Here is an 18,647-nt window from a genome sequence, read left to right as displayed (position 1 = left end):
AACCACTGTGGCGCTGCCCGTAGAAGGGATGGAATGAGACCGTGAGCATCACGACAGCGCAGTTAGCGGCCGGCTCGAAGGCCGACCGCGAGATTCACTTCGAGGTCGAGCAGTTCTACTACGAAGAGGCCGAACTGCTCGACGACGGACGCTTCACCGACTGGCTGGACCTGCTCGACGACGACCTGGACTACTGGATGCCGACCCGCACCAACCGGTTGCGCCGCCAGCAATCGCTGTCGATCGCGTCCCGCGGCGAGGCGGCCTACTACGAAGAGACCAAGGAGAGTCTCACCTGGCGCATCCGGCGCTTCGACTCCGGGATGGCCTGGGCCGAGGACCCGCCCTCCCGCACCCGCCACCTCGTCACCAATGTGGTTGTGCACCATGCAGATCCGGCCGATCAACCGGGCTTCACGGCCGACGACCTGCTGGTGCGATCGGCATTCCTGGTCTACCGCAACCGCCTCGAACGCGAAGAGAACGTCTTCGCCGGGCAGCGCACCGATGTGCTGCGCCGCAGTGGCGACCGGCTGCGGGTCGCCCGCCGCGCCATCCTGCTGGATCAGAACATCCTGCAGGCCAAGAACATCTCGACCTTCTTCTGACCAACCGAAGGGACGACCGTGTCCGTGTCCGAACTCGATTTCGCCCTGCAACAGCGCGACATTCAGCTGACGCACCACACCGTGGCCACCACCCTCGGCCCTATCGCCGTGGCCGAAGCCGGGCGCGGCCCGGTTCTGGTCATGCTGCACGGCGGCGGCCCCGGCGCCTCCGGTGTGAGCAACTATCACCAGAACCTGGCCGCCCTTACCCGGCGATTCCGGGTGATCCTGCCTGACCAGCCCGGCTTCGGCGGCAGCTACCGGCCCACCGAGGCCGACCTCGATGCCCGTTCCATCACCGAGCTCACTGTCGACGCCCTGTTCCAGGCACTCGACACGCTGGGTATCGACAGCTTCCATCTACTGGGCAACAGCCTCGGCGGGGCCGCGGCGCTTGCGATGGCGCAAACCCAGCCGGACCGGATCACCGGTCTGGTGCTCATGGCACCCGGCGGCGGATGGCTCCCCTTCGGCCCCACGCCCACCGAGGGCCAGAAAGAGATGTTCCGCTACTACAACGGCGGCGGGCCCAGCGTGAAGAAGATGGCCAACTTCATCCGCACCATGGTCTTCGACCACAAACAGTTCGGCGAGGACGTCGTCAAGGCCCGCTACGAGGCATCCCTCGACGAGAGCCATATCGAGTTCTACCACCGCTACAACGCTGCCTTCGCCAAACGGCACGGCATGGACCCGCTCTGGCGCGACCTGCACAAGATCAAGGCACCCACGCTGCTGCTGTGGGGCCGCGACGACCGCACCATCACCCTGGACGGCGCCCAGCTCATGCTCAAGAACATCCGCAACGTGCAGATGCACATCTTCGGCAATTGCGGGCACTGGGTCCAACTGGAGCGTGCGCGCGAATTCGAGCGCCTGGTCGGCGATTTCCTGGCGGAGCTGTCATGAGCGGGTGGCTGGAGGGTTACGTAGCACTGATCACCGGCGGCGGCTCCGGGATCGGACGGGCGGTCGCCGAACGATTTGTCGCCGAAGGCGCGAACGTGGCCATTCTCGGACGCGACCGCAACAAGCTGGACGAAGTCGTAGGAGCCTGTCCTGACCAGTCCCGCATGCTCGCCTTCGAGGCCGACGTGCGCGATTCCGCTCAGATGCACGCTGCGGTCGCCGAAACCGTCTCCCACTTCGGCAAACTCGACACGCTGGTCGCGAACGCCGGCATCTGGGACTACCAGCGCCAACTCACCCGCCTCAACGGCAAGGAACTCTCCGACACCTTCGACGAGCTGTTCTCGGTCAATGTGAAGGGATACTTCCTCGCTGCCGAGGCAGCTTGGCGCGAACTGGTGAAAACCCGGGGCAGCATCGTGATGACGCTGTCGAACGCCTCCTTCTACGTCAACGGCGGCGGACCGGTCTACACCGCGAGCAAACACGCCTGCCTCGGGTTGATGCGCGAACTCGCCTATGAGCTCGCACCCAAGGTCCGCGTGAACGGCGTCGCCTGCGGCGGCATGAACACCGACCTGCGCGGCCCTGAATCGCTGTCGCTGCAAGAACGTTCACTGGCCGCGTCGTTCGCCAAGCGCAGCCCCGACGCTCCCCCGCCGCCGATCCCGCTGCACGACTCCAGCACCGACCCTCGCGATTTCACCGGGTCCTACGTGCTGCTCGCTTCGCGGGAACAGAGCGGACCGATTACCGGACAAGCGATTTCGGTCGACGGCGGCATCGGTGTCCGTGGCTTCGCCACCGCCGCCGGCGGTGACCACCTGTAATTCGCTCGACGACGAGCACAAGGAGACCCGATGAGCACCGTGGCGCATCCAACCACAACGGTGAATATCAACCCGGCCACCGCAATCAGCGCGCTCGCCGGATTTCAGCCCGACAGCACGGTGATCCGCTATGCCGGAGGCGATCTCACCTACAGCCAGCTCGACTGCAAAGCCGCCCGCGTGGCCGTTCTGCTGGCAGCCCGCGGCATCACTACCGGTGATCGTGTCGCCTACCTGGGGTTGAACAGCTCTGGCTACCTCGTCACGATGCTGGCCACGTTCCGGCTCGGGGCAATCTTCGTTCCGGTGAATTTCCGACTGGCCGGACCCGAGCTGCGGGCCGTGCTGTCCGGCAGTGGAGCCTCGGCCATCGTGTGCGAGCCAGGGCACCGCGCCGCAGTGGAGGCCGTGCGCGAGTACACCGAGCTGCGCCACTTTCTGCTCATCGACGATGACCCACAGGTGCCGAACGAGGCCGAAGCGCCGGGTTATTGGGAACCTTGGGCACCCCTCATCGAAGCCGCGGGGGCTACGCCCGCTGTCTCCGCCATCCCCCGAGGATTCGACGATCCGGCCATCCTCATGTTCACCTCCGGGACAACGGGGCTCCCCAAAGGCGTTGTCCTCACCCACGGCAACATCTGGTGGAACGCTGTCAATGTGGACAGCCGCCTGGACACTCGACGTGGCGACATCACCCACGCGGTGGCTCCGCTCTTCCATATCGGTGGAGTCAACGCGCTGGCACTGCGCACTATTGTCCGTGGCGGCACCCTCATCGTCCGTCGCAGCTTCGATCCGGCCGCCTTCCTCGGCGATCTCGTTTCGCATCAAGTGAATTCGTTCTTCGCGGTTCCAGCAATGCTGTCCGCCCTGGCAAGAGTTCCCGGCTGTTTCGAGACCGAGCTGCCACACCTACGCACCGTAGTGGTCGCCGGAGCACCGGTCGCACCGACACTGATCCGACGCTTTGCCCAGCACGGCATTCGGCTCCAGCAGGCGTGGGGGCTGACCGAAACCGCGCCTTTCGCCACCCATCTGCCCGTCGAGCGCACCCTCGACAAACTCGGATCCGCAGGAATCCCCATGCCGTACACCGAAGTTCGGGTTGTCGACCCGAACCGGAACACGCAGGTCGCGCCCGGCGTCACCGGTGAGGTGGTGGTCCGTGGCCCCAATGTCACGCCCGGTTATTGGAACAATCCCGACGCCACTACTGCGGCCTTCGACGATGCAGGCTGGTTCCATTCGGGCGATATCGGTTACCTCGACCAGGACGGCTACCTCTTCATCGTCGACCGCTTGAAGGACATGATCATCACCGGCGGTGAGAATGTCTATCCCGCCGAAGTCGAACGCGCCCTTGCCGATCTGCCGGGGCTGGTCGACGTTGCAGTGGTGGGCGCCCCCGACGAGCAGTGGGGTGAAACGGTAGTCGCGATCGCCAGCCTCGCAGAGGGTGCCCGCCTCACCATTGAGGACGTACGCGAGTACGCGGCAGAACAGCTAGCGCGCTACAAGTTGCCGCGCCGACTCAAACTCGTACCGTCCGTGCCGCGGAATGCCTCCGGCAAGCTCGACAAGATCGCCATACGGCGGCTCGCCACGGAAGGGCCCTGATCATGTCGGTCCCGCCGATCTTCATGCCGGTCCTCCCCGAACCGTGGACCGTCGATCTCCGATCCCGTTCCCGGACAACGGTTGTGCTCGATGTCCGCCGCCCCGTCGACGGCGGCGTCACGGTCGAACTCGAGCGCTGCGCATCCGGCCGCCTGCGCCATACCTATCCCGTCAACAGCCACGATGTCGAAGCGCGCGTCACCGGCACGCTACCGGGACCGCTGCTGGCCGACCTGCTGGGCGCGCTCTTCGCGGCCGTCGAGGCCGCCGACCCCAACAGCCGTCGTCTGGTCTTCGCGGCATCCGCGGATGACCACAGCGCCATCGCCGCCGCCGAGTCGGTCGGATTTCGGCATGTCGTCGACGTGGACCTGCCAGACGACGAGCTGAGCCTGCTGGTCGCCGAGCCGAACTGGGTCACCGCCGTGGATATGGATCTCGACCATGTCCCCGGAACCTGATTGCGGCACAACACCTTCGCGCCCAGGTTGACAGCTCAGCTCGCAGTCTCGGTCACCGTCGGAGTCCCGCCGCTCCGGATCACAGTCGGCCCGAACTGACGCACCTGCGGCACCGTGGTAACCACGTGCGCGACGACCCGCTCGGTCAGGCAGACGTGCCGATGCGGCACATCACCCGGGAACCGTACGAAATCACCCGCCGCCAGATCGACAGGCTCGCTGAGCGGGCCCGTACGCAGTCGTCCTGTCACAACGTAGACGTGGTGCAGCGTGCCAGGAGCATGCGGTTCGATGACAACGGGTTCCGGTCCGGTGCGTTCGAGGCGCAGCATCAGCGTGCGGACGTGACCCGAACCGTAGGTCTCGTCGAGCAGCCGTTCCGACCAGTGGGCACCCTCCGTCCACTCGCCATCGGCGGCCCGCTGCACGTAAACGGGCGTACCCCATTCGGTGAGCAACCGCCGGGCCGGCACATCCAAAGCGGTCCCCAATTGCGACAGCGTCTCGACGGTCGGATTGCCTACACCCTGTTCGATCTTCGACAGGGTCTGTTTGGACAGTCCCGATCGACGCGCCAGATCTCCCAGCGACATTGCCCGCTCCAGCCGGTACCGGCGGACGTTGCGCGCCACCAGCTCGTTTTCATCGAGCCGCCCGTCACTTTTGATATGCATATCGTCATTGTTGACGAACAGGCCACGAAATGCACCCTACGTATCAACAGCCGGTACGCCCGACTCCCGGTCACCGGGGCGGATCGTCGGAACCCGGCCATCGACGTCCGGCACCGACGCCCCGGATACGGGGATACCACTTCCGTCCGGAGTGTCGGACGGCCATGCCGGACGTGGCAGTCTCACACAACATGCCAAAGGCAATCGCAGCAGCAACCCCAGCTAACAGCTCTGGGTGTCACTTATAATTGACTGGTCGTCACTGTTGACGAACGGCTCGCAGGTTTGCATGATTGTCACATAGAAGTGCCGAAGCGGTGTACTGAAGTTGACACCACAGCATGAGCAAGAGGAACCAGCATGACCACGTCAATTGCCGAACCGGTCCGCGACGACCGCGCCGCCGTCGACAAGGCCATCAGCTTGCTGGTCGCCTTCGGCGACCAGGCCAGCAGCGGCTTGGGCGTCAGCGAGCTCGCACGACGCGCCCAACTGAGCAAGTCGACCGCATTTCGCGTGCTCGGGATGCTCGAACGCAACGGTGTTGTCGAACGCATGGGCACTGGCTACCGCCTCGGTGCCCGATTGCATCAGCTGGGTCAGGCGGTGTACTCACCCGAGCACGAACGCGTCCGAGATCTGCTGCTGCCCTTCCTCACCGATCTCTACGAAACAACGCGGCATACAGTGCATTTGGCCGCGCTACACAGCACCGACGTGGTGTACCTCGCCAAGCTGTACGGCCACCGCACGATTCCGGCACCCTCCCGCATCGGTGGGCGACTCCCGGCCCACTGCACCGCGGTAGGCAAGGTCCTGCTCGCCTACCATTCCCAGACCGCCACCGAGGTCTTTGCCTCCCCACTGCAAGCAATCACCCCGCACACTATCGTCGACCCAGCTCAGCTGGCCAGCGAACTGACCACCATCAGGCGCAATGGTGTGGCCTACGACAACCAGGAAAGCCGACTCGGGCTGTCCTGCATCGCTGTGCCGGTCTTCGATGGCCGTGGCCGCGCCATCGCAGCACTCTCGGTGGCCGGACCCCACGGCCACCTCGAAGCCCGCCGCCTCGAGACCACCCTCCGCCAGGTCTGCGCCTCAGCGACGAACACCCTCGGACGCGCGCAGCTGCCCCAGACGGCATAACCGCACGGGACCAGACAATCCTGCGCGGCGGCAGAATCATCGAACCGTGCGTGCGACATCCGCGACACTTGAACCCCCGGGGCCCGGGTGAGGAGGTCCTGCTCATTCGGGCGAGCGAAGTCAAAGCCGGTGGTAACAGTGACTTCGGGGGATCTTGCTGCAGCCGGGCCGGCGAGATGATCTGATCGCAGATCAGCTCCAGGTGATGGGCGACGCCGACGTGGACCACGCGCACGACCTCGTGGCCGGCGCCGTCGATATCTACGAAGCGTTCGGTGAGCTCAGCCGGCAGTTGGATGCGCTGATCTCGCTCGGATGGTCTTGCGCGATCCTGGGTGACACGTCGCGGGCCATCGGATGCTTCGAGCGGGTGCTCGCAATCACCGAATCCGCCGGCGAAACAATGCTCCGATCCTGGGCGTCGTGGGCAGCGGGGTACACCGTATGGCGCGCGGGCGAGCCCGACCGCGCTGTGCACTTGCTGGAGGAGAGCATTCGGTTGGCCCGGCTGGCGGCAGATCCGCTCGTTGCCGCGGCCTGTATGGAGGCACTGGCCTGGGTCACGGCCGGGCAACACCCTGATCGGCGCGCAGCTGTGCTGATGGGTGCCGCCGATTCGCTGGCAAGCGTTGCCAGCAGCTCCGCATTCGTGTTTCCCGTTCTGCTCGCTCAGCGCAATGACTGCGTGCGCAGCAGCCGGGAGGCTCTCGGTGCGCGAGCGTTCGAGGCGGCCCGCCAGGAAGGCGCCGCCATGACATTCGATTCCGCTGTGGCCTTTGCGCTCGGCGAGCAGTCCAACGCTGCCGCACCCGCCCAGGGTCCTGGCGCGACCCTGACGAAGCGTGAGCGCCAGGTCACCGAACTCGTTGCCCGAGGTTTGTCCAACAAGGCGATCGCCGCCCAGCTCGTGATCTCACAGCGCACCGCGGAAGGTCACGTCGAACACATCCTCACCAAGCTCGGTTTCACCTCGCGCTTACAGATCGCGACATGGGCGGCCGAGCAGCCCGACTCCTGAATCCGTTACCACCCAACAGGTTGCGGATCGCGGAACAATCGCTCATTCGGCAGGCGCGTTTCCGGCAGCGATTCCTCGATCTCCTGCATGATCAATTCGATTGCACACCAACACTTTCGGCGACAATCACGAATCAAGTTCTGCGCGGCATCCAAGGTTGCCCGGTAGTCGAACACCGTTCCGCTCAACCAGATCCGCAAGTGCACATCGCCCTGAGCCAGGAACCGGGCTTGCTCGGCGAGGGTCAGCATCGAACATCTCCGGTCGTGGTGCGACCAGGAGGACGCCACGCCGATGTCAACAAGTCCCACAACCTCTGCTTGAACCACCGCTCCTCAGAGTTGTCGGATCGCCGGGTCCACAGCGCTTCCTCGAGCAGCGTCATGAACCGCCGCCGGTCGACACCGAATGCCACGAACAGATCGCCCGCACTCGCACCGCCGAACGGCGCCCACCGGATCGCGAATTCGATCATCGCCCGCGAGTCCGGTTCGATCGATCTGCCGGATGCGAGAAACTCCAGCTGACTCAGCGCCGACCGAACCCAGAATGCGTCGTGACCTCGTTGTTGATTCCGTCCGTCCATGATGTTCCCGAGCGGTAGTGGCTGACCTGTCCTCCACCACCTTCTTCGGGAACAGCCGCTCGGACGACGGGAGATCTACCTACCCACATACCTGTTTTCAGCGCGCCACCTACCTGTTTTCCGCGCGCGATCGGGCGATCGGGTGACGACGAGGCTATTCCTCGGATATCGCAGCCGAGGTCGCGAACGGGATGCTGGCCCGCAGCGACGTCCCCTCGCCGGGATGGCTGGTCAGATCCATCCGGCCGCCGAGGGCTTCGATGCGATCTCGCAGACCGACCAGCCCGGAGCCCTTGGCCGGGTCGGCGCCGCCGATTCCGTCGTCTCGGATCGAAAGCTGGAGCTGGTGACCGGCGGTGGTGATGCGCACGGTCACCTCGGTAGCCTGCGCGTGTTTGGCTGTGTTCGTCAGCGCCTCTGCCGCGATGTAATAGGCGGCTGTTTCGGTGGATTCGGGCATGGGCGTGTCGAGGTTCAGGTCGAGGTTCACCGGAACGGTGCAGCGGCGGGCGAGCGCCTTCAGCGCCGGGCCGAGTCCGCCCTTCGACAGGATCGCCGGATGGATCCCGCGGCAGATCTCGCGGAGTTCGTCCGAGACGCCGACCAGGCCCTGCACGACGTCGGAAAGTTGCGCTTCGAGTGTGGTCAGCTCGGGTGGCACCGATGCCTCGGCGCTGCGGAGCGCGAGTCCCAGCGAGACGAGGCGCTGTTGCGCGCCGTCGTGCAGATCGCGTTCGATCCGGCGCCGTGCCTCGTCGGCGGCGGCGACGATGCGGGCGCGGGATGCGGTGAGTTCGGCCCGGGCCTCGGTATTCGCGATCGCGGTCGCGACGAGGTCCGCGAATTCGGCGAGGCGCTCCTCGGTGTCGGGCGGCAGGGGCTCGCGGCGCGACGATCCGGCGACGATCGCGCCCCACAGGTGGCCGTCGACGACGATCGGCGCCCCGACGCCCGAGCGCAGACCCAGCTCACGGATGCGCGCGGCGGCGGAGCCGGTCGCCTGGTCGTGACTGTCCATCCGGGCGGTGCCGCCGGTGCGCAGCACCATCGCCGCGATGTTCTCGCCCTCGAGCGTGAACCGCTCGCCGAGCGGCATCCTGGGCAGCCCTGGTTCGTCACGTGCCGCGACGAACGTGCCCGAGCCATCGGGTGCGTAGAGGAACAGGGACGCGTTGACCACGCCCAGACACCTGGCCGACTCCTGCGCCACCGCGGAGAACACCTCCGACGATGTCGCACCGCGCGCGACCAGGGTGGCGACCCGCCGCAACGCGGCTTGCTGCTCGGCGACGAGGTCGGCCGCCCGGCGGCGGCGATTCGCCTCCGCGGCATGCGATCTGGCCACTGCCGCAAGGGTATTGGCCAGCAGCGCCACGCAGAGGAAGACCGCGATGGTGACGCCGTTCTGGGCTGCGGTCGGGCTGGATTGCTCCGGCCGGTTCTGGAAATAGCCGAAGGCGATGGCGCTGGCGACCGATGTCGTCACCGCCAGACCGAGTCCCCACACCGTCGATACCACCAGAACACCGAGCAGATAGACGACACCGAAGGCATTGCCGGGAGCGATCTGCCCGAGCCAGAGGACGAGAACCGACTCCGCCGCAATGAAGAACGCGGCCACTGCGACGCCCAACGGCAGGGGCGGGGTCGTCGGGCGCATCGACCACGACAGCACATGTGCACGCGTCGAGAAGACGGGCTTGTCGGTCTGGTGACGCGCGTATATCGCACCTGGCGTGAAGGTTGGCCAGCCGTGCACCTCAGACCGTTTCCACATCATCACCCAGCGTTCACGTCAAGCCGACGGGCTCGGACAGGGTCCTCGAATTGGATCGATCGTCACCTTGCAGCCTACGCACCGTTCGGCACCTGTCCGGCGATGGACATCGGAGTTGCGGGTCAGCGGCCAGCGACGCGACCCGGGGCCGGCACGCACGGCCGTCACGACGTCTGCACATTCACGAAGATGCGCCGCGCCCACGCGGCGTGCGCCAGCAGGTCGCCGTCGCGCCCGGACGGCAGCGACAGCAGCAGCCCACACGGCCCGCCTACCGAAGTCCCGACAGGTAGCGTAATTCCGCAGGTGCCCAGGTAGCTGAGGACCATCGTGGTGCGCAGAGTGGCGGCATTCGCGCTGTCGTAGTCGGCCGGGTCGCGGAGATCGGCCAGGCGCGGCGGTGGGTGACGCACGGTAGGGCACAGCAGTGCCGCACCGTCGAGTTCAGCGGCGAATTCCGCGCGCAAGGCGCTCATCCTGGCGTACACCGGGGCGATGGAATCCGCTGTGTGGGAGTTGCTTTCGAGCCTTCGCCGGGTGGCGGGCTCGATCGGCAGGCTGGAGCCGAGACGGTGCCGGTGCAGACGGTATGCCTCCGCGCCCACGATGGTGCCGGCGCCGTCCATCAATTCCTGTGCAGCACTCAGCGATGCCATGTCGCGCCTGCGAATATCAGCTCCGGCGCGGCGGATTTCGGCAAGAGCGGCCTCGAAATCGGCGGCGATCCCGGGCGTGACGTCTTCTGTCCACTCGCCGCCGGGCACGACGAATCGCCGCAGCGGCGTGCGCTCGCCGCGTCGAATGGGCGCGAAAATCCGGTCGAGGGCGATGATGTCGTTCACGCTGGTGGCGAGGATGCCGGTGCTGTCGAGTGTGCTGGACAAGGGCGCGAAGTCGTTCGCACCGTAGCGGCCCGGGCTGGCGCGATACCCGATGATTCCGCAGTAGGCGGCGGGCACCCGTACCGATCCCGAGGTGTCGGTGCCGACCGCCAGCGGGACGATTTCGCGCGCGACCGCCACCGCAGATCCGGATGAGGAGCCGCCCGGGACCAGCTCCGGGTCGAAGGGATTGGCGGGGGTGCCGAAGTGGAGGTTGATCCCGAGACCGGAGAAGGCGAACTCGCTGAGGTTGGTCTTGCCGATGGTGACCAGCCCGCTGTCATGGGCGCGCCGGACGAGGCGGCTGTCCACCGCGGCGGGTTCGTCGTGCAGGTGGCCGGCCGAACCGCTGGTCGTGACCGTGCCCTGGATATCGAAGACGTCCTTCCACGCGATCGGGACTCCGTCGAGCGGACCGCGCCGGGTGCCGCGCAGGCGGCGGCGATCGGCAGCCCCGGCCTGGTATCCGGCGCGCTCGGCGGTGACGGTGACAAGTACCGCGGTCGAATCCGATTGCCGGGCCCGGTCTATGGCGGCTGCGGCCAGTCGGGCCGAGGTCGTATCGCCCGCTGCGAGCGCCTGCCCCAAGGCGGTGGCGGTGGTCATGGACAGGACGCTACCCAGCAGTATTTCCGCTTCGATATGTAGGAAGATCCACTGAATGCCAATGATGCTGTGTGATCGTCCATTTCGACAGCGTCCTGTCGTTCGGTTGACTGACCTCCATGACAGTGTTGAGCCATCCGGAGCCGATTACCGTGCCGGCGAGGCGAGCCCGAGCGGTGACCCTGAGCGCCGGTGAGAGGTTGCGGATCACCGACGTCGATGGCGGCCAGGTGGGTGATGTGTTCGCCTACAACGCCCACGACCTCACCGAGCACCACAGCGCCTCTCACACGCGCACCCACACCGCGCGACTGTTTCCCGCGCTCGGCGAGTCATTCGTGACCAACCGGCGGCGACCGATCCTCACGTATGCCGACGACACCTCGCCGGGTGTGCACGACATGCTGATCGCCGCCTGCGACCCGGAACGCTATGCGGCGTACGGGGATCCGGAACACGCCAACTGCGCCGACAATCTGCGCCGAGCAGTGACCGAGCTGGGATACGGTGCGCCGCCGTTCATTCCGCAACCGATCAATGTGTTCATGCGCATTCCGGTCGCCGCGGACGAGAGCCTGACCTGGCTCGAGGCCGCCACCGCGCCCGGGGACGCCATCACCTTCCGCGCCGAAATGGACTGCCTGGTGGTGGTTTCCGCCTGCCCGCAAGACCACAACCCCATCAATGGCGCTCGACCCACGCCACTGGCCCTGACCGTCCTTCCCCCGATCAGCGAGGAGAACCACCGATGACCACCACCGAACTCGCCCACCCCGCACTCGAGCCGTTCGGGCTGGACACCCTGAAACTACGCAACCGATTCGCGGTGGCGCCGATGACGCGGGTCTCGGCCACCCCCGACGGCACTCCCACCGAGCAGATGACCGCGTATTACCGCGAATACGCGCTGGGCGGATTCGGCCTGATCATCACCGAGGGCATCCATCCCGACGCCGCCCACAGCCAGGGTTACTTCAACCAGCCCGGCCTGGTCACCGAACAGCACGTCGCGGGCTGGCGCGCGGTGGTCGACGCCGTGCACGCGGCCGGGACTCCGATCGTCGCGCAGCTGATGCACGCCGGAGCCATTTCTCAGGGCAATGCGCACGGTTTCGAGACCATCGGGCCGTCCGCGGTGGCGCCGCGCGGGCAGATGATGGTCGATTACGGCGGGGTCGGTGGAGCGTGGAACGCGCCCCGGGAGATGACCGCGCACGACATCGACGATGTCGTGGCCGGTTTCGTCGCGGCGGCGGAGAACGCCCGTGCGGCTGGTTTCGACGGCGTCGAGATCCATGGGGCCAACGGCTATCTGCTCGATCAGTTCCTGACCGACTACACCAACCAGCGCACCGACGAATACGGCGGGCCGGTGCAGAATCGCATCCGGCTCACCGCGCGGGTGCTGGGTGCGATTCGTGATGCCCTCGGCGACTTCCCGATCGGAGTCCGGCTGTCGCAGACCAAGGTCAACGACTTCACCTATCGCTGGCCGGAGGGTGAGGCCGACGCGCGCGCCATCTTCGCGGCCCTGACCGAGGCGACGTACCTGCACATCGCCAGCGAGGGCCGGGACTTCCTCGAGACCGCGAAACTCCCCAGCGGCACGACGGTCACCCAGCTGGCTCGGGAGGTGTCCGGTCGCCCGGTCATCGCGAATGGGGGCATGCACAATCTGCCCCAGGCCGCCGACGTGCTGACCGGCGGGCACGCCGACATCCTGTCTCTGGGTACGGGCGCACTGGCCAATCCGGATCTGCCGCGCCGGGTCGAGGCCGGGGCTGAACTCTCCTCGTTCGATCATGAGATGCTGCACCCCATGGCAACCCTGGACTGCGCCGCGGCCTGGCGCGAGCGCACCGGCGAATGAGTGCTCGGACCTGGACCCGCGGCGGGGCCGCGGTGGCGACGCTGACCTTCGACGTGGACGCCGAGACGCCGATCCTCGCCGAGGGCCGGCACTACGCCGAGCACCCCATGGTGATGTCACACCAGGCCTACGGACCGGATGTGGGGGTGCCGCGCATTCTCGACCTGCTCGACGAGATGGGTGTTCCCGCAACGTTCTTCGTACCCGGTTGGGTCGCCGAACAACGCCCGGGACTGGCCGCGTCGATCGTCGAGCGCGGGCACGAGGTCGCGCACCATTCCTACAGCCACCGGCCGCCCACCTCGCTGCCGGCCGGCGCCGAGCGCGCCGATTTCGAACGCGCCCTGCAGGTATTCACGTCCCAGGGCATCGAGATCGCCGGGCATCGCGCCGCGATGTGGAGCGCCAGTCGCGAAACCCTTTCCCTGATAGCGGAATACGGCCTGGCCTACGACTCCTCGCTGATGGGCGACGACCGGCCGTACCACGTGGACACCCCACAGGGCTCGGTAATCGAACTGCCCGTGCACTGGTCGTTGGACGACTGGGAGCAGTACGCGTACCTGCCCGCACCGCGCATCGGCTCGGTCATCGAGTCGCCGGTCAAGGTCGAGCAGATGTGGCGGGCCGAGCTCGACGGCATGCGTCACTACGGCTGCCTGTTCAACGTGTGCATGCATCCGTTCCTGACCGGTCGTCCGGGCCGGATGCTGGCCCTGCGCAACCTGATCGCCTACGCCCAGGAACGCGGAGACGTCACCTTCGGCCGCTGCCGCGACGTAGCGACCTGGGCACGGGAGGACGCCCACACCCCGACCCGTCCCCTGCCCGCCTACGACTTGGACGAAGCCGTCTACCCGCAGTAGCACACCGCTCACGTCGACGCGGGTGTGCGGCGTGGGAGCGCATCCGGAGCGAGGCCGGTCAGTAGGTGGCCGGTCCCAGCGGTTCGGCCACCAGGGCCAGGTACAGGTCGATGGTGTCCTCGAGGCGATTGACATTGCGGCCGGTCAGCTCGGTGATGCGTGCCATGCGATTGCGCAGGGTGTTGACGTGGACGTGCAGGGCAGCGGCCGTGACCGCCCACTGGCCGTCGTGCGCGAGGAAGGTGCGCAGGGTGTGCTCGAGGTCGGTGTGGGTGCGGGCGTCGTGGTCACGGATGACGCCCAGCACCTGCTCCGAGAACCGTTGCCGCACCTGGTCGTCGAGCAGGCCGAGCAGCATCCGGAAGGTCGCGATATCGGCGAAGACAGCGGTGTCCGGGCCATGCTGCACTCGCAAGATCTGGCAGACCTCGCGGGCGCGCACCAGCGATTCCCGCAGTCCACCGGCGGTGGCGATATCTCCTACGCCGATCACGACCCGTTCGGCGGAGACCCGTCTGCCGACCTCCGCGGCCAGATCGCGGGCGAAGCGCGCCAACTCGTCCGCCGAGCGCTCCCACAGGCAGATGGACACCACATCCCGGCTGCCCGCCGCGGTGAAGACGGGTATGCCGTGGGTGGCGAAGAACGCGCCGACCGCGTGGGCGATATCGCCGGGCAGGGTATCGGCGTCGGAGGCGGCGACCGGTGCGGACACGAGCACTCCCAGCGGCCGGTCCGGTGGCACGCCATAGGCGCGCAGGCGGCGAATCACCTCACCGCTGCTTCGCGGCCCGGAGAGGATCATCTCCAATAGCTCTGTGGCGAAACGCGCCTCGATGGCGTGTACGGCCTGCTGTTTGGTGACCTCCAAGCTCAGGAAGCGCGCCGCCTGGGCCAGCGCGTCTCGATCGGCAGCGGTGAGAGTCGCGGCCGGTTCCAGGCAATAGAGCCCGGCGTCGATCTCCCCCATCGCACCCTCCACGAGATACAGCACCGCCGGTCCGGGCCCGAGCAGATCGACCTCGATCGGCGGCGGGGTGCGATTGAGCGCGGCCGCGGCCATCCGCACCTGCTCATCGGTCGGCTCACAGCCGATACTGGCCAGGCGGCGACCTTTGCGATCTACCACGAGCAGCGGCAATTCCGTTTCACCGCGCAGGATTTCGAGTACACCCGCCGCACCGCTGCCGCGCGAGAGAGCGGTGGCGAGGGCGTCGCCACGATGGACTGTGGCAGTCAGTTCCGCCTGGAGCACCTCGTTCTGGATCCGGGCGGCCGCTCGGGTGAGCGCGGCGAACGGCACCCCGACACACAGCTCGATGAGCGGCAAACCGCGTGAAAGGCACAGCGCGGCAAGCTCTTCGGGCAGCGACGGGGTTTGCGCCGTGAGCCCGAACACCAACCCGGCCGCACCCGCCCGCGCGACGGCCGCCACGAACCGGTCCGCCGAAACATGTGACAGCCACAGGCCATTGGTCAGCACGAGTTCGCCGGACCGGACATAGGGCGACGGGTCGGCGAGCTCCGTCGTGTGCAGCCAGTGGATCTCCGTCGCCAAGGATTCGGTGAGTTCCGTCGTCACGACTCGCAGCCCCAGGGCGGGATCCGCGACGAGCCGGCCAATAGTCAACACCTGGCGGAATGTACACGGAGAGCCAGTGATTGGTGGATGAACATCCATCCCTGCATTTGAACCTGCCGGCCCCGGTGATGGCCACCAGCTCACACACTCTCCGGAGACGGCCCGGCGATCGGCATGGCCCATGCCATGATCTTGTCGATCTCGTCCAGGTCGGAATCGTCGAGCACGATGTCCGCGGCGCCGAGGCTGTCCTGGATATGGCGGGCATGCCGGGCGCCGACGATCGCGACGTGCACGGCGGGATTGGCCAGCGTCCAGGCGATCGCCAATTGACCGACCGTGATGTTGCGGTCGGCGGCAAATGTCTCCAGTTCCCACAGGGCTGTCAGATTCTGCCGGTAGACATCGCCGGTGAAGTCGGGGCTCGTGCTGCGCCAGTCGTCATCGGCGAACGTCGTGTCACGATGCAGCGTTCCGGTCAGCAGGCCATGTGCCAACGGCCCGTACACCAGCACGCCGATGTCCTGAACCCGGCAGTACGGCAGCAGATCGTCCTCGATGTCCCGCCGGAACAGGTGGTACGGCGGTTGCACCGTCTCCACCGGCAGCACCGCGGAGAATTCCGCGATCTGCGCCGGGCTGTAGTTCGAGACCCCGACGTGGCGGATCTTGCCCGCGGCGACGAGGTCGGCCAGCGCGCCCGCGGTCTCGGCGGCCGGCACGGCCGCATCCGGCCAATGCACCTGATAGAGGTCGATGTGGTCGACGCCGAGCGCGGCCAGGCTGGCGTCCACTCCCCTGCGCAACCAGTCGGGGCTCGCATCGCGGACCAGGCCGGTATCGGTCATGCGCAGCCCGCCCTTTGTGGCGATCACGAGTTCGTCACGGGCGCAGGTGAGTTCGGGGCGCAGCGCCCGGCCCAGGATCCGTTCGGACGCACCGAAGCCGTACGCCTGCGCGGTGTCGAAGAAGTTGACGCCGAGATCACGGGCGCGCCGGATCGCACTGATCGCGGCGTCCTCGTCGAAGCGGCCCCACTCGCCGCCGAGTTGCCAAGTGCCGAAGGCAATTCGAGAAACGTGCAGTCCGCTTCTGCCCAAAATTGTTGTCTTCATGTCGCTCTCCGAATCTCCGTAGGGGTCTTGCTGCCTACTGTCGCGCTCCGGAGGGCGCTTGTCGCCACGGCCAGCGCCCATCGACGGATTCCTGCCAGCAGCAATCCCGGCGTTCCCGGCAGCTGCACCTGGCCTGCGTTTGCGCAGCACGGCGGCACTGCTGCGGGGCGGAGGAGCAGCTCGGGTCAGCGCGATTCGAGGAAGGTGATCACCGCCAGCACCCGGCGATGATCGTCGTGGGTCTCGGCCAGATTCAGCTTGGTCAGAATGCTGCGCACGTGCTTCTCGACGGTGCCTTCGGTGACCCACAACTGCCGGGCGATACCGGCGTTGGAACGCCCCTGCGCCATCAGGGCCAGCACCTCGTGCTCGCGTGCGCTGAGCGCTGCGAGCGGATCGTTACGCCGGCGGGCCGACACCAACTCCGTCACCAGCACCGGATCGACGACCGCCGCGCCCTTGGCAATCCGCTGGAGCGTGTCGATGAAATCCTCCACATCGGTGACCCGGCTCTTGAGGAGGTAGCCGATCCCCCGGCCGCTGGCCAGCAATTCCATCGCATGCTCGACATCGGAGTGGGCCGACAGCACGAGAATGCCGGTTTCCGGTAGTTCGTCGCGGATCGCGCGGGCCGCGTCGAGCCCCTCGGTGGTGTGGGTCGGCGGCATTCGAATGTCGACCACCACCAGATCGGGCCGTGTGTCCCGGACCAGCTCCAGCAAGTGCGAGGCGTCTCCGGCCTGCGCCACGATGTCGAAACCCGAACGCGTGAGCAGGCTCGCCAAACCCTCCCGGAGCAGCACATCGTCATCGGCCAGCAGCACCCGCAACGGAGTCGTCACTGAACTCTCGCCTTCCTTGGCTGCGCCGGACGTGGATGGCCGATAGACGTCGAGCATAACCGGGCCGATTGCAGGTAGCCGCCATACCCGCTGTGGTGCTGGCGGGGAGCACCGATGGAGGTCAGCAGCGACGACACCAGCTCGGGTGACAGCGATTCTGGAAGTCCCAGAAGGCAAACCGAGGAGTCGCGACATGGTCACATTCGAAGAGGCCGCCGCTGTCCGCGCAGCTGAACCGCACCGGGCGGCCGCTGCCCGCCGGACCGCGGCGAAGTACGCCGTCGAGCTGATCGGGACATTCTTCCTGGTGTTCACGGTCGGCACGGCCGTCCGCAGCGTCGGCCCGTTCGCACCACTGGCGATCGGCGCGGTGCTGATGGGGATGTTCGCCTGGCCGACGCTGTGGGTGTACCTCACGGCTCAGCTGATTGCCGGCGCTGCCGCCGGCGCCGTCTTCCTCGCACTCGATCCCGACGATCGATGACCGCCCCCTCCACCACCAGAAAGGCAAGACCATGACCAAAACGGCGCCCCGAGCAACGCATGGCAGCGGTCGACACCGACTACCACACCCGCGACCTGTTCGAGACGATCGCCCGCGGTGACCACCCGAGCTGGACGCTGACGCGCCTTCGAGTACTGGCGCAATGTCGACAAGAACCTGGGCGACCGCATCGAGCAGGGTGTCCGCGCCCATCCCGAACAGTCCACCACCCCAACACATTCAGGAGCACCATCATGACCACCCACATGGAATCGGCAATCGCATTTCGCGCGTCGTCACGACTGGCGGGCAATCTGCAGCAGGTCCTCGTCGAGCTCACCGCCCTCCACCTCAACGGCAAGCAGGCGCATTGGAACGTCGTCGGTCACAACTTCCGTGACCTGCACCTGCAGCTCGACGAAATCGTCGATGCCGCACGCGAAGCCGGTGACACCATCGCCGAACGGATGCGCGCCCTCGAAGCGGTGCCGGACGGCCGACCCCAGACGGTCGCGTCGACCAGCCTCCTGCCGGAACTCCCGGCCGGCGAGCAGCACACCGCCGTGATCGTCGACCTGGTCACCACACAGATTCGCGATGTGGTGGCGACACTGCGCGCCGTGCACGACGACACAGATGCCGAAGATCCGTCCACCGCGGACCTGCTCCATGCCGTCATCGATCAACTCGAGAAGCAGGCGTGGCTGCTCAGCAGCGAAAACCGCACCGCGGGATAGACAACGGCGATGTCGGACGAGGCGATGTCGGA

General features: G+C 66.8%; 19 protein-coding genes. 12 read left to right on the top strand and 7 right to left on the bottom strand.

Annotated features, from left to right (window positions below; genetic code table 11):
• The first annotated feature begins 47 nt into the window (after positions 1-47).
• Genes ACFXIV_RS13060 through ACFXIV_RS13040 form a run of 5 tightly spaced genes read left to right on the top strand, consistent with a single transcriptional unit; the run spans position 48 to position 4,428 of the window.
• Positions 48-608 carry a 3-phenylpropionate/cinnamic acid dioxygenase subunit beta gene (locus ACFXIV_RS13060; protein WP_379399801.1) on the top strand — a complete coding sequence of 187 codons (561 nt, stop codon included), beginning with the start codon at positions 48-50 and terminating at the stop codon, positions 606-608.
• Between the two features lie 24 nt (positions 609-632).
• On the top strand, positions 633-1,517 hold the full coding sequence (locus tag ACFXIV_RS13055; protein WP_379399802.1) for an alpha/beta fold hydrolase: 885 nt from the start codon (positions 633-635) through the stop codon (positions 1,515-1,517).
• Positions 1,514-2,347 carry a 3-(cis-5,6-dihydroxycyclohexa-1,3-dien-1-yl)propanoate dehydrogenase gene (gene hcaB, locus ACFXIV_RS13050; RefSeq protein ID WP_379399641.1) on the top strand — a complete coding sequence of 278 codons (834 nt, stop codon included), beginning with the start codon at positions 1,514-1,516 and terminating at the stop codon, positions 2,345-2,347. The genes ACFXIV_RS13055 and hcaB overlap by 4 nt, the downstream gene beginning before the upstream one ends.
• Positions 2,348-2,377: 30 nt before the next feature.
• Entirely contained in the window at positions 2,378-3,967 is a 1,590-nt protein-coding gene (locus ACFXIV_RS13045; RefSeq protein WP_379399642.1) for an AMP-binding protein, read from the top strand.
• 2 nt (positions 3,968-3,969) lie between these two features.
• Positions 3,970-4,428: a hypothetical protein gene (locus ACFXIV_RS13040; RefSeq protein WP_379399643.1), complete on the top strand. Its 459-nt coding sequence runs from the start codon at positions 3,970-3,972 to the stop codon at positions 4,426-4,428.
• A 35-nt stretch (positions 4,429-4,463) separates the two neighbouring features.
• On the opposite strand, the gene ACFXIV_RS13035 is transcribed toward ACFXIV_RS13040, so the two are convergent.
• The gene (locus ACFXIV_RS13035) at positions 4,464-5,102 is read right to left on the bottom strand and encodes a helix-turn-helix domain-containing protein (protein ID WP_379399644.1); all 639 of its coding nucleotides are present in this window, start codon (positions 5,100-5,102) and stop codon (positions 4,464-4,466) included.
• 360 nt (positions 5,103-5,462) lie between these two features.
• On the opposite strand from ACFXIV_RS13035, the gene ACFXIV_RS13030 reads away from it, so the two are divergent.
• Together ACFXIV_RS13030 and ACFXIV_RS13025 are read left to right on the top strand one after the other, a co-directional pair.
• Positions 5,463-6,251: an IclR family transcriptional regulator gene (locus tag ACFXIV_RS13030; RefSeq protein WP_379399645.1), complete on the top strand. Its 789-nt coding sequence runs from the start codon at positions 5,463-5,465 to the stop codon at positions 6,249-6,251.
• 205 nt (positions 6,252-6,456) lie between these two features.
• Entirely contained in the window at positions 6,457-7,269 is an 813-nt protein-coding gene (locus tag ACFXIV_RS13025) for a response regulator transcription factor (protein ID WP_379399646.1), read from the top strand.
• 5 nt (positions 7,270-7,274) lie between these two features.
• Here ACFXIV_RS13025 and ACFXIV_RS13020 read toward each other — a convergent pair whose 3' ends face one another.
• The 3 genes from ACFXIV_RS13020 to ACFXIV_RS13010 form a co-directional block, all read right to left on the bottom strand.
• Positions 7,275-7,520, bottom strand: coding sequence for a hypothetical protein (locus tag ACFXIV_RS13020; RefSeq protein ID WP_379399647.1), 246 nt, complete (start codon positions 7,518-7,520; stop codon positions 7,275-7,277).
• 489 nt (positions 7,521-8,009) lie between these two features.
• Positions 8,010-9,515 (bottom strand): GAF domain-containing sensor histidine kinase, encoded by a 1,506-nt coding sequence (locus ACFXIV_RS13015; protein ID WP_379399648.1) that lies wholly within the window; start codon positions 9,513-9,515, stop codon positions 8,010-8,012.
• Positions 9,516-9,796: 281 nt separating this feature from the next.
• Positions 9,797-11,119 carry an amidase family protein gene (locus ACFXIV_RS13010; RefSeq protein WP_379399649.1) on the bottom strand — a complete coding sequence of 441 codons (1,323 nt, stop codon included), beginning with the start codon at positions 11,117-11,119 and terminating at the stop codon, positions 9,797-9,799.
• Between the two features lie 119 nt (positions 11,120-11,238).
• Between ACFXIV_RS13010 and ACFXIV_RS13005 the strand changes: the two genes are divergently transcribed.
• Genes ACFXIV_RS13005 through ACFXIV_RS12995 form a run of 3 tightly spaced genes read left to right on the top strand, consistent with a single transcriptional unit; the run spans position 11,239 to position 13,855 of the window.
• The gene (locus ACFXIV_RS13005) at positions 11,239-11,871 is read left to right on the top strand and encodes a DUF1989 domain-containing protein (RefSeq protein WP_379399650.1); all 633 of its coding nucleotides are present in this window, start codon (positions 11,239-11,241) and stop codon (positions 11,869-11,871) included.
• Positions 11,868-12,989, top strand: a complete 1,122-nt coding sequence (locus tag ACFXIV_RS13000; protein ID WP_379399651.1) for an NADH:flavin oxidoreductase — start codon at positions 11,868-11,870, stop codon at positions 12,987-12,989. Before ACFXIV_RS13005 ends, ACFXIV_RS13000 begins: the two co-directional genes overlap by 4 nt.
• Complete coding sequence (locus tag ACFXIV_RS12995) at positions 12,986-13,855, top strand: polysaccharide deacetylase (protein ID WP_379399652.1); 870 nt, start codon at positions 12,986-12,988, stop codon at positions 13,853-13,855. The genes ACFXIV_RS13000 and ACFXIV_RS12995 overlap by 4 nt, the downstream gene beginning before the upstream one ends.
• A 58-nt stretch (positions 13,856-13,913) precedes the next feature.
• Here the strand turns inward: ACFXIV_RS12995 and ACFXIV_RS12990 are convergent, their stop codons facing one another.
• The 3 genes from ACFXIV_RS12990 to ACFXIV_RS12980 form a co-directional block, all read right to left on the bottom strand.
• A complete protein-coding gene (locus ACFXIV_RS12990; protein ID WP_379399653.1) occupies positions 13,914-15,488 on the bottom strand; it encodes a PucR family transcriptional regulator ligand-binding domain-containing protein in 1,575 nt (524 codons plus the stop codon).
• Positions 15,489-15,577: 89 nt separating this feature from the next.
• Entirely contained in the window at positions 15,578-16,552 is a 975-nt protein-coding gene (locus ACFXIV_RS12985; protein WP_379399654.1) for an aldo/keto reductase, read from the bottom strand.
• Positions 16,553-16,737: 185 nt separating this feature from the next.
• Complete coding sequence (locus ACFXIV_RS12980; RefSeq protein WP_379399655.1) at positions 16,738-17,394, bottom strand: response regulator; 657 nt, start codon at positions 17,392-17,394, stop codon at positions 16,738-16,740.
• A 193-nt stretch (positions 17,395-17,587) separates the two neighbouring features.
• Between ACFXIV_RS12980 and ACFXIV_RS12975 the strand changes: the two genes are divergently transcribed.
• Together ACFXIV_RS12975 and ACFXIV_RS12970 are read left to right on the top strand one after the other, a co-directional pair.
• Positions 17,588-17,878: a hypothetical protein gene (locus ACFXIV_RS12975; protein WP_379399656.1), complete on the top strand. Its 291-nt coding sequence runs from the start codon at positions 17,588-17,590 to the stop codon at positions 17,876-17,878.
• Between the two features lie 254 nt (positions 17,879-18,132).
• Positions 18,133-18,615 carry a Dps family protein gene (locus tag ACFXIV_RS12970; RefSeq protein ID WP_379399657.1) on the top strand — a complete coding sequence of 161 codons (483 nt, stop codon included), beginning with the start codon at positions 18,133-18,135 and terminating at the stop codon, positions 18,613-18,615.
• Positions 18,616-18,647 lie beyond the last annotated feature (32 nt).

The organism is Nocardia sp. NPDC059236, from assembly GCF_042754085.1.
Taxonomy (GTDB): Bacteria; Actinomycetota; Actinomycetes; order Mycobacteriales; family Mycobacteriaceae; genus Nocardia.
The sequence above is the reverse complement of the archived record's forward strand: the minus strand, read 5'-3'. Positions and strand labels throughout refer to the sequence as shown.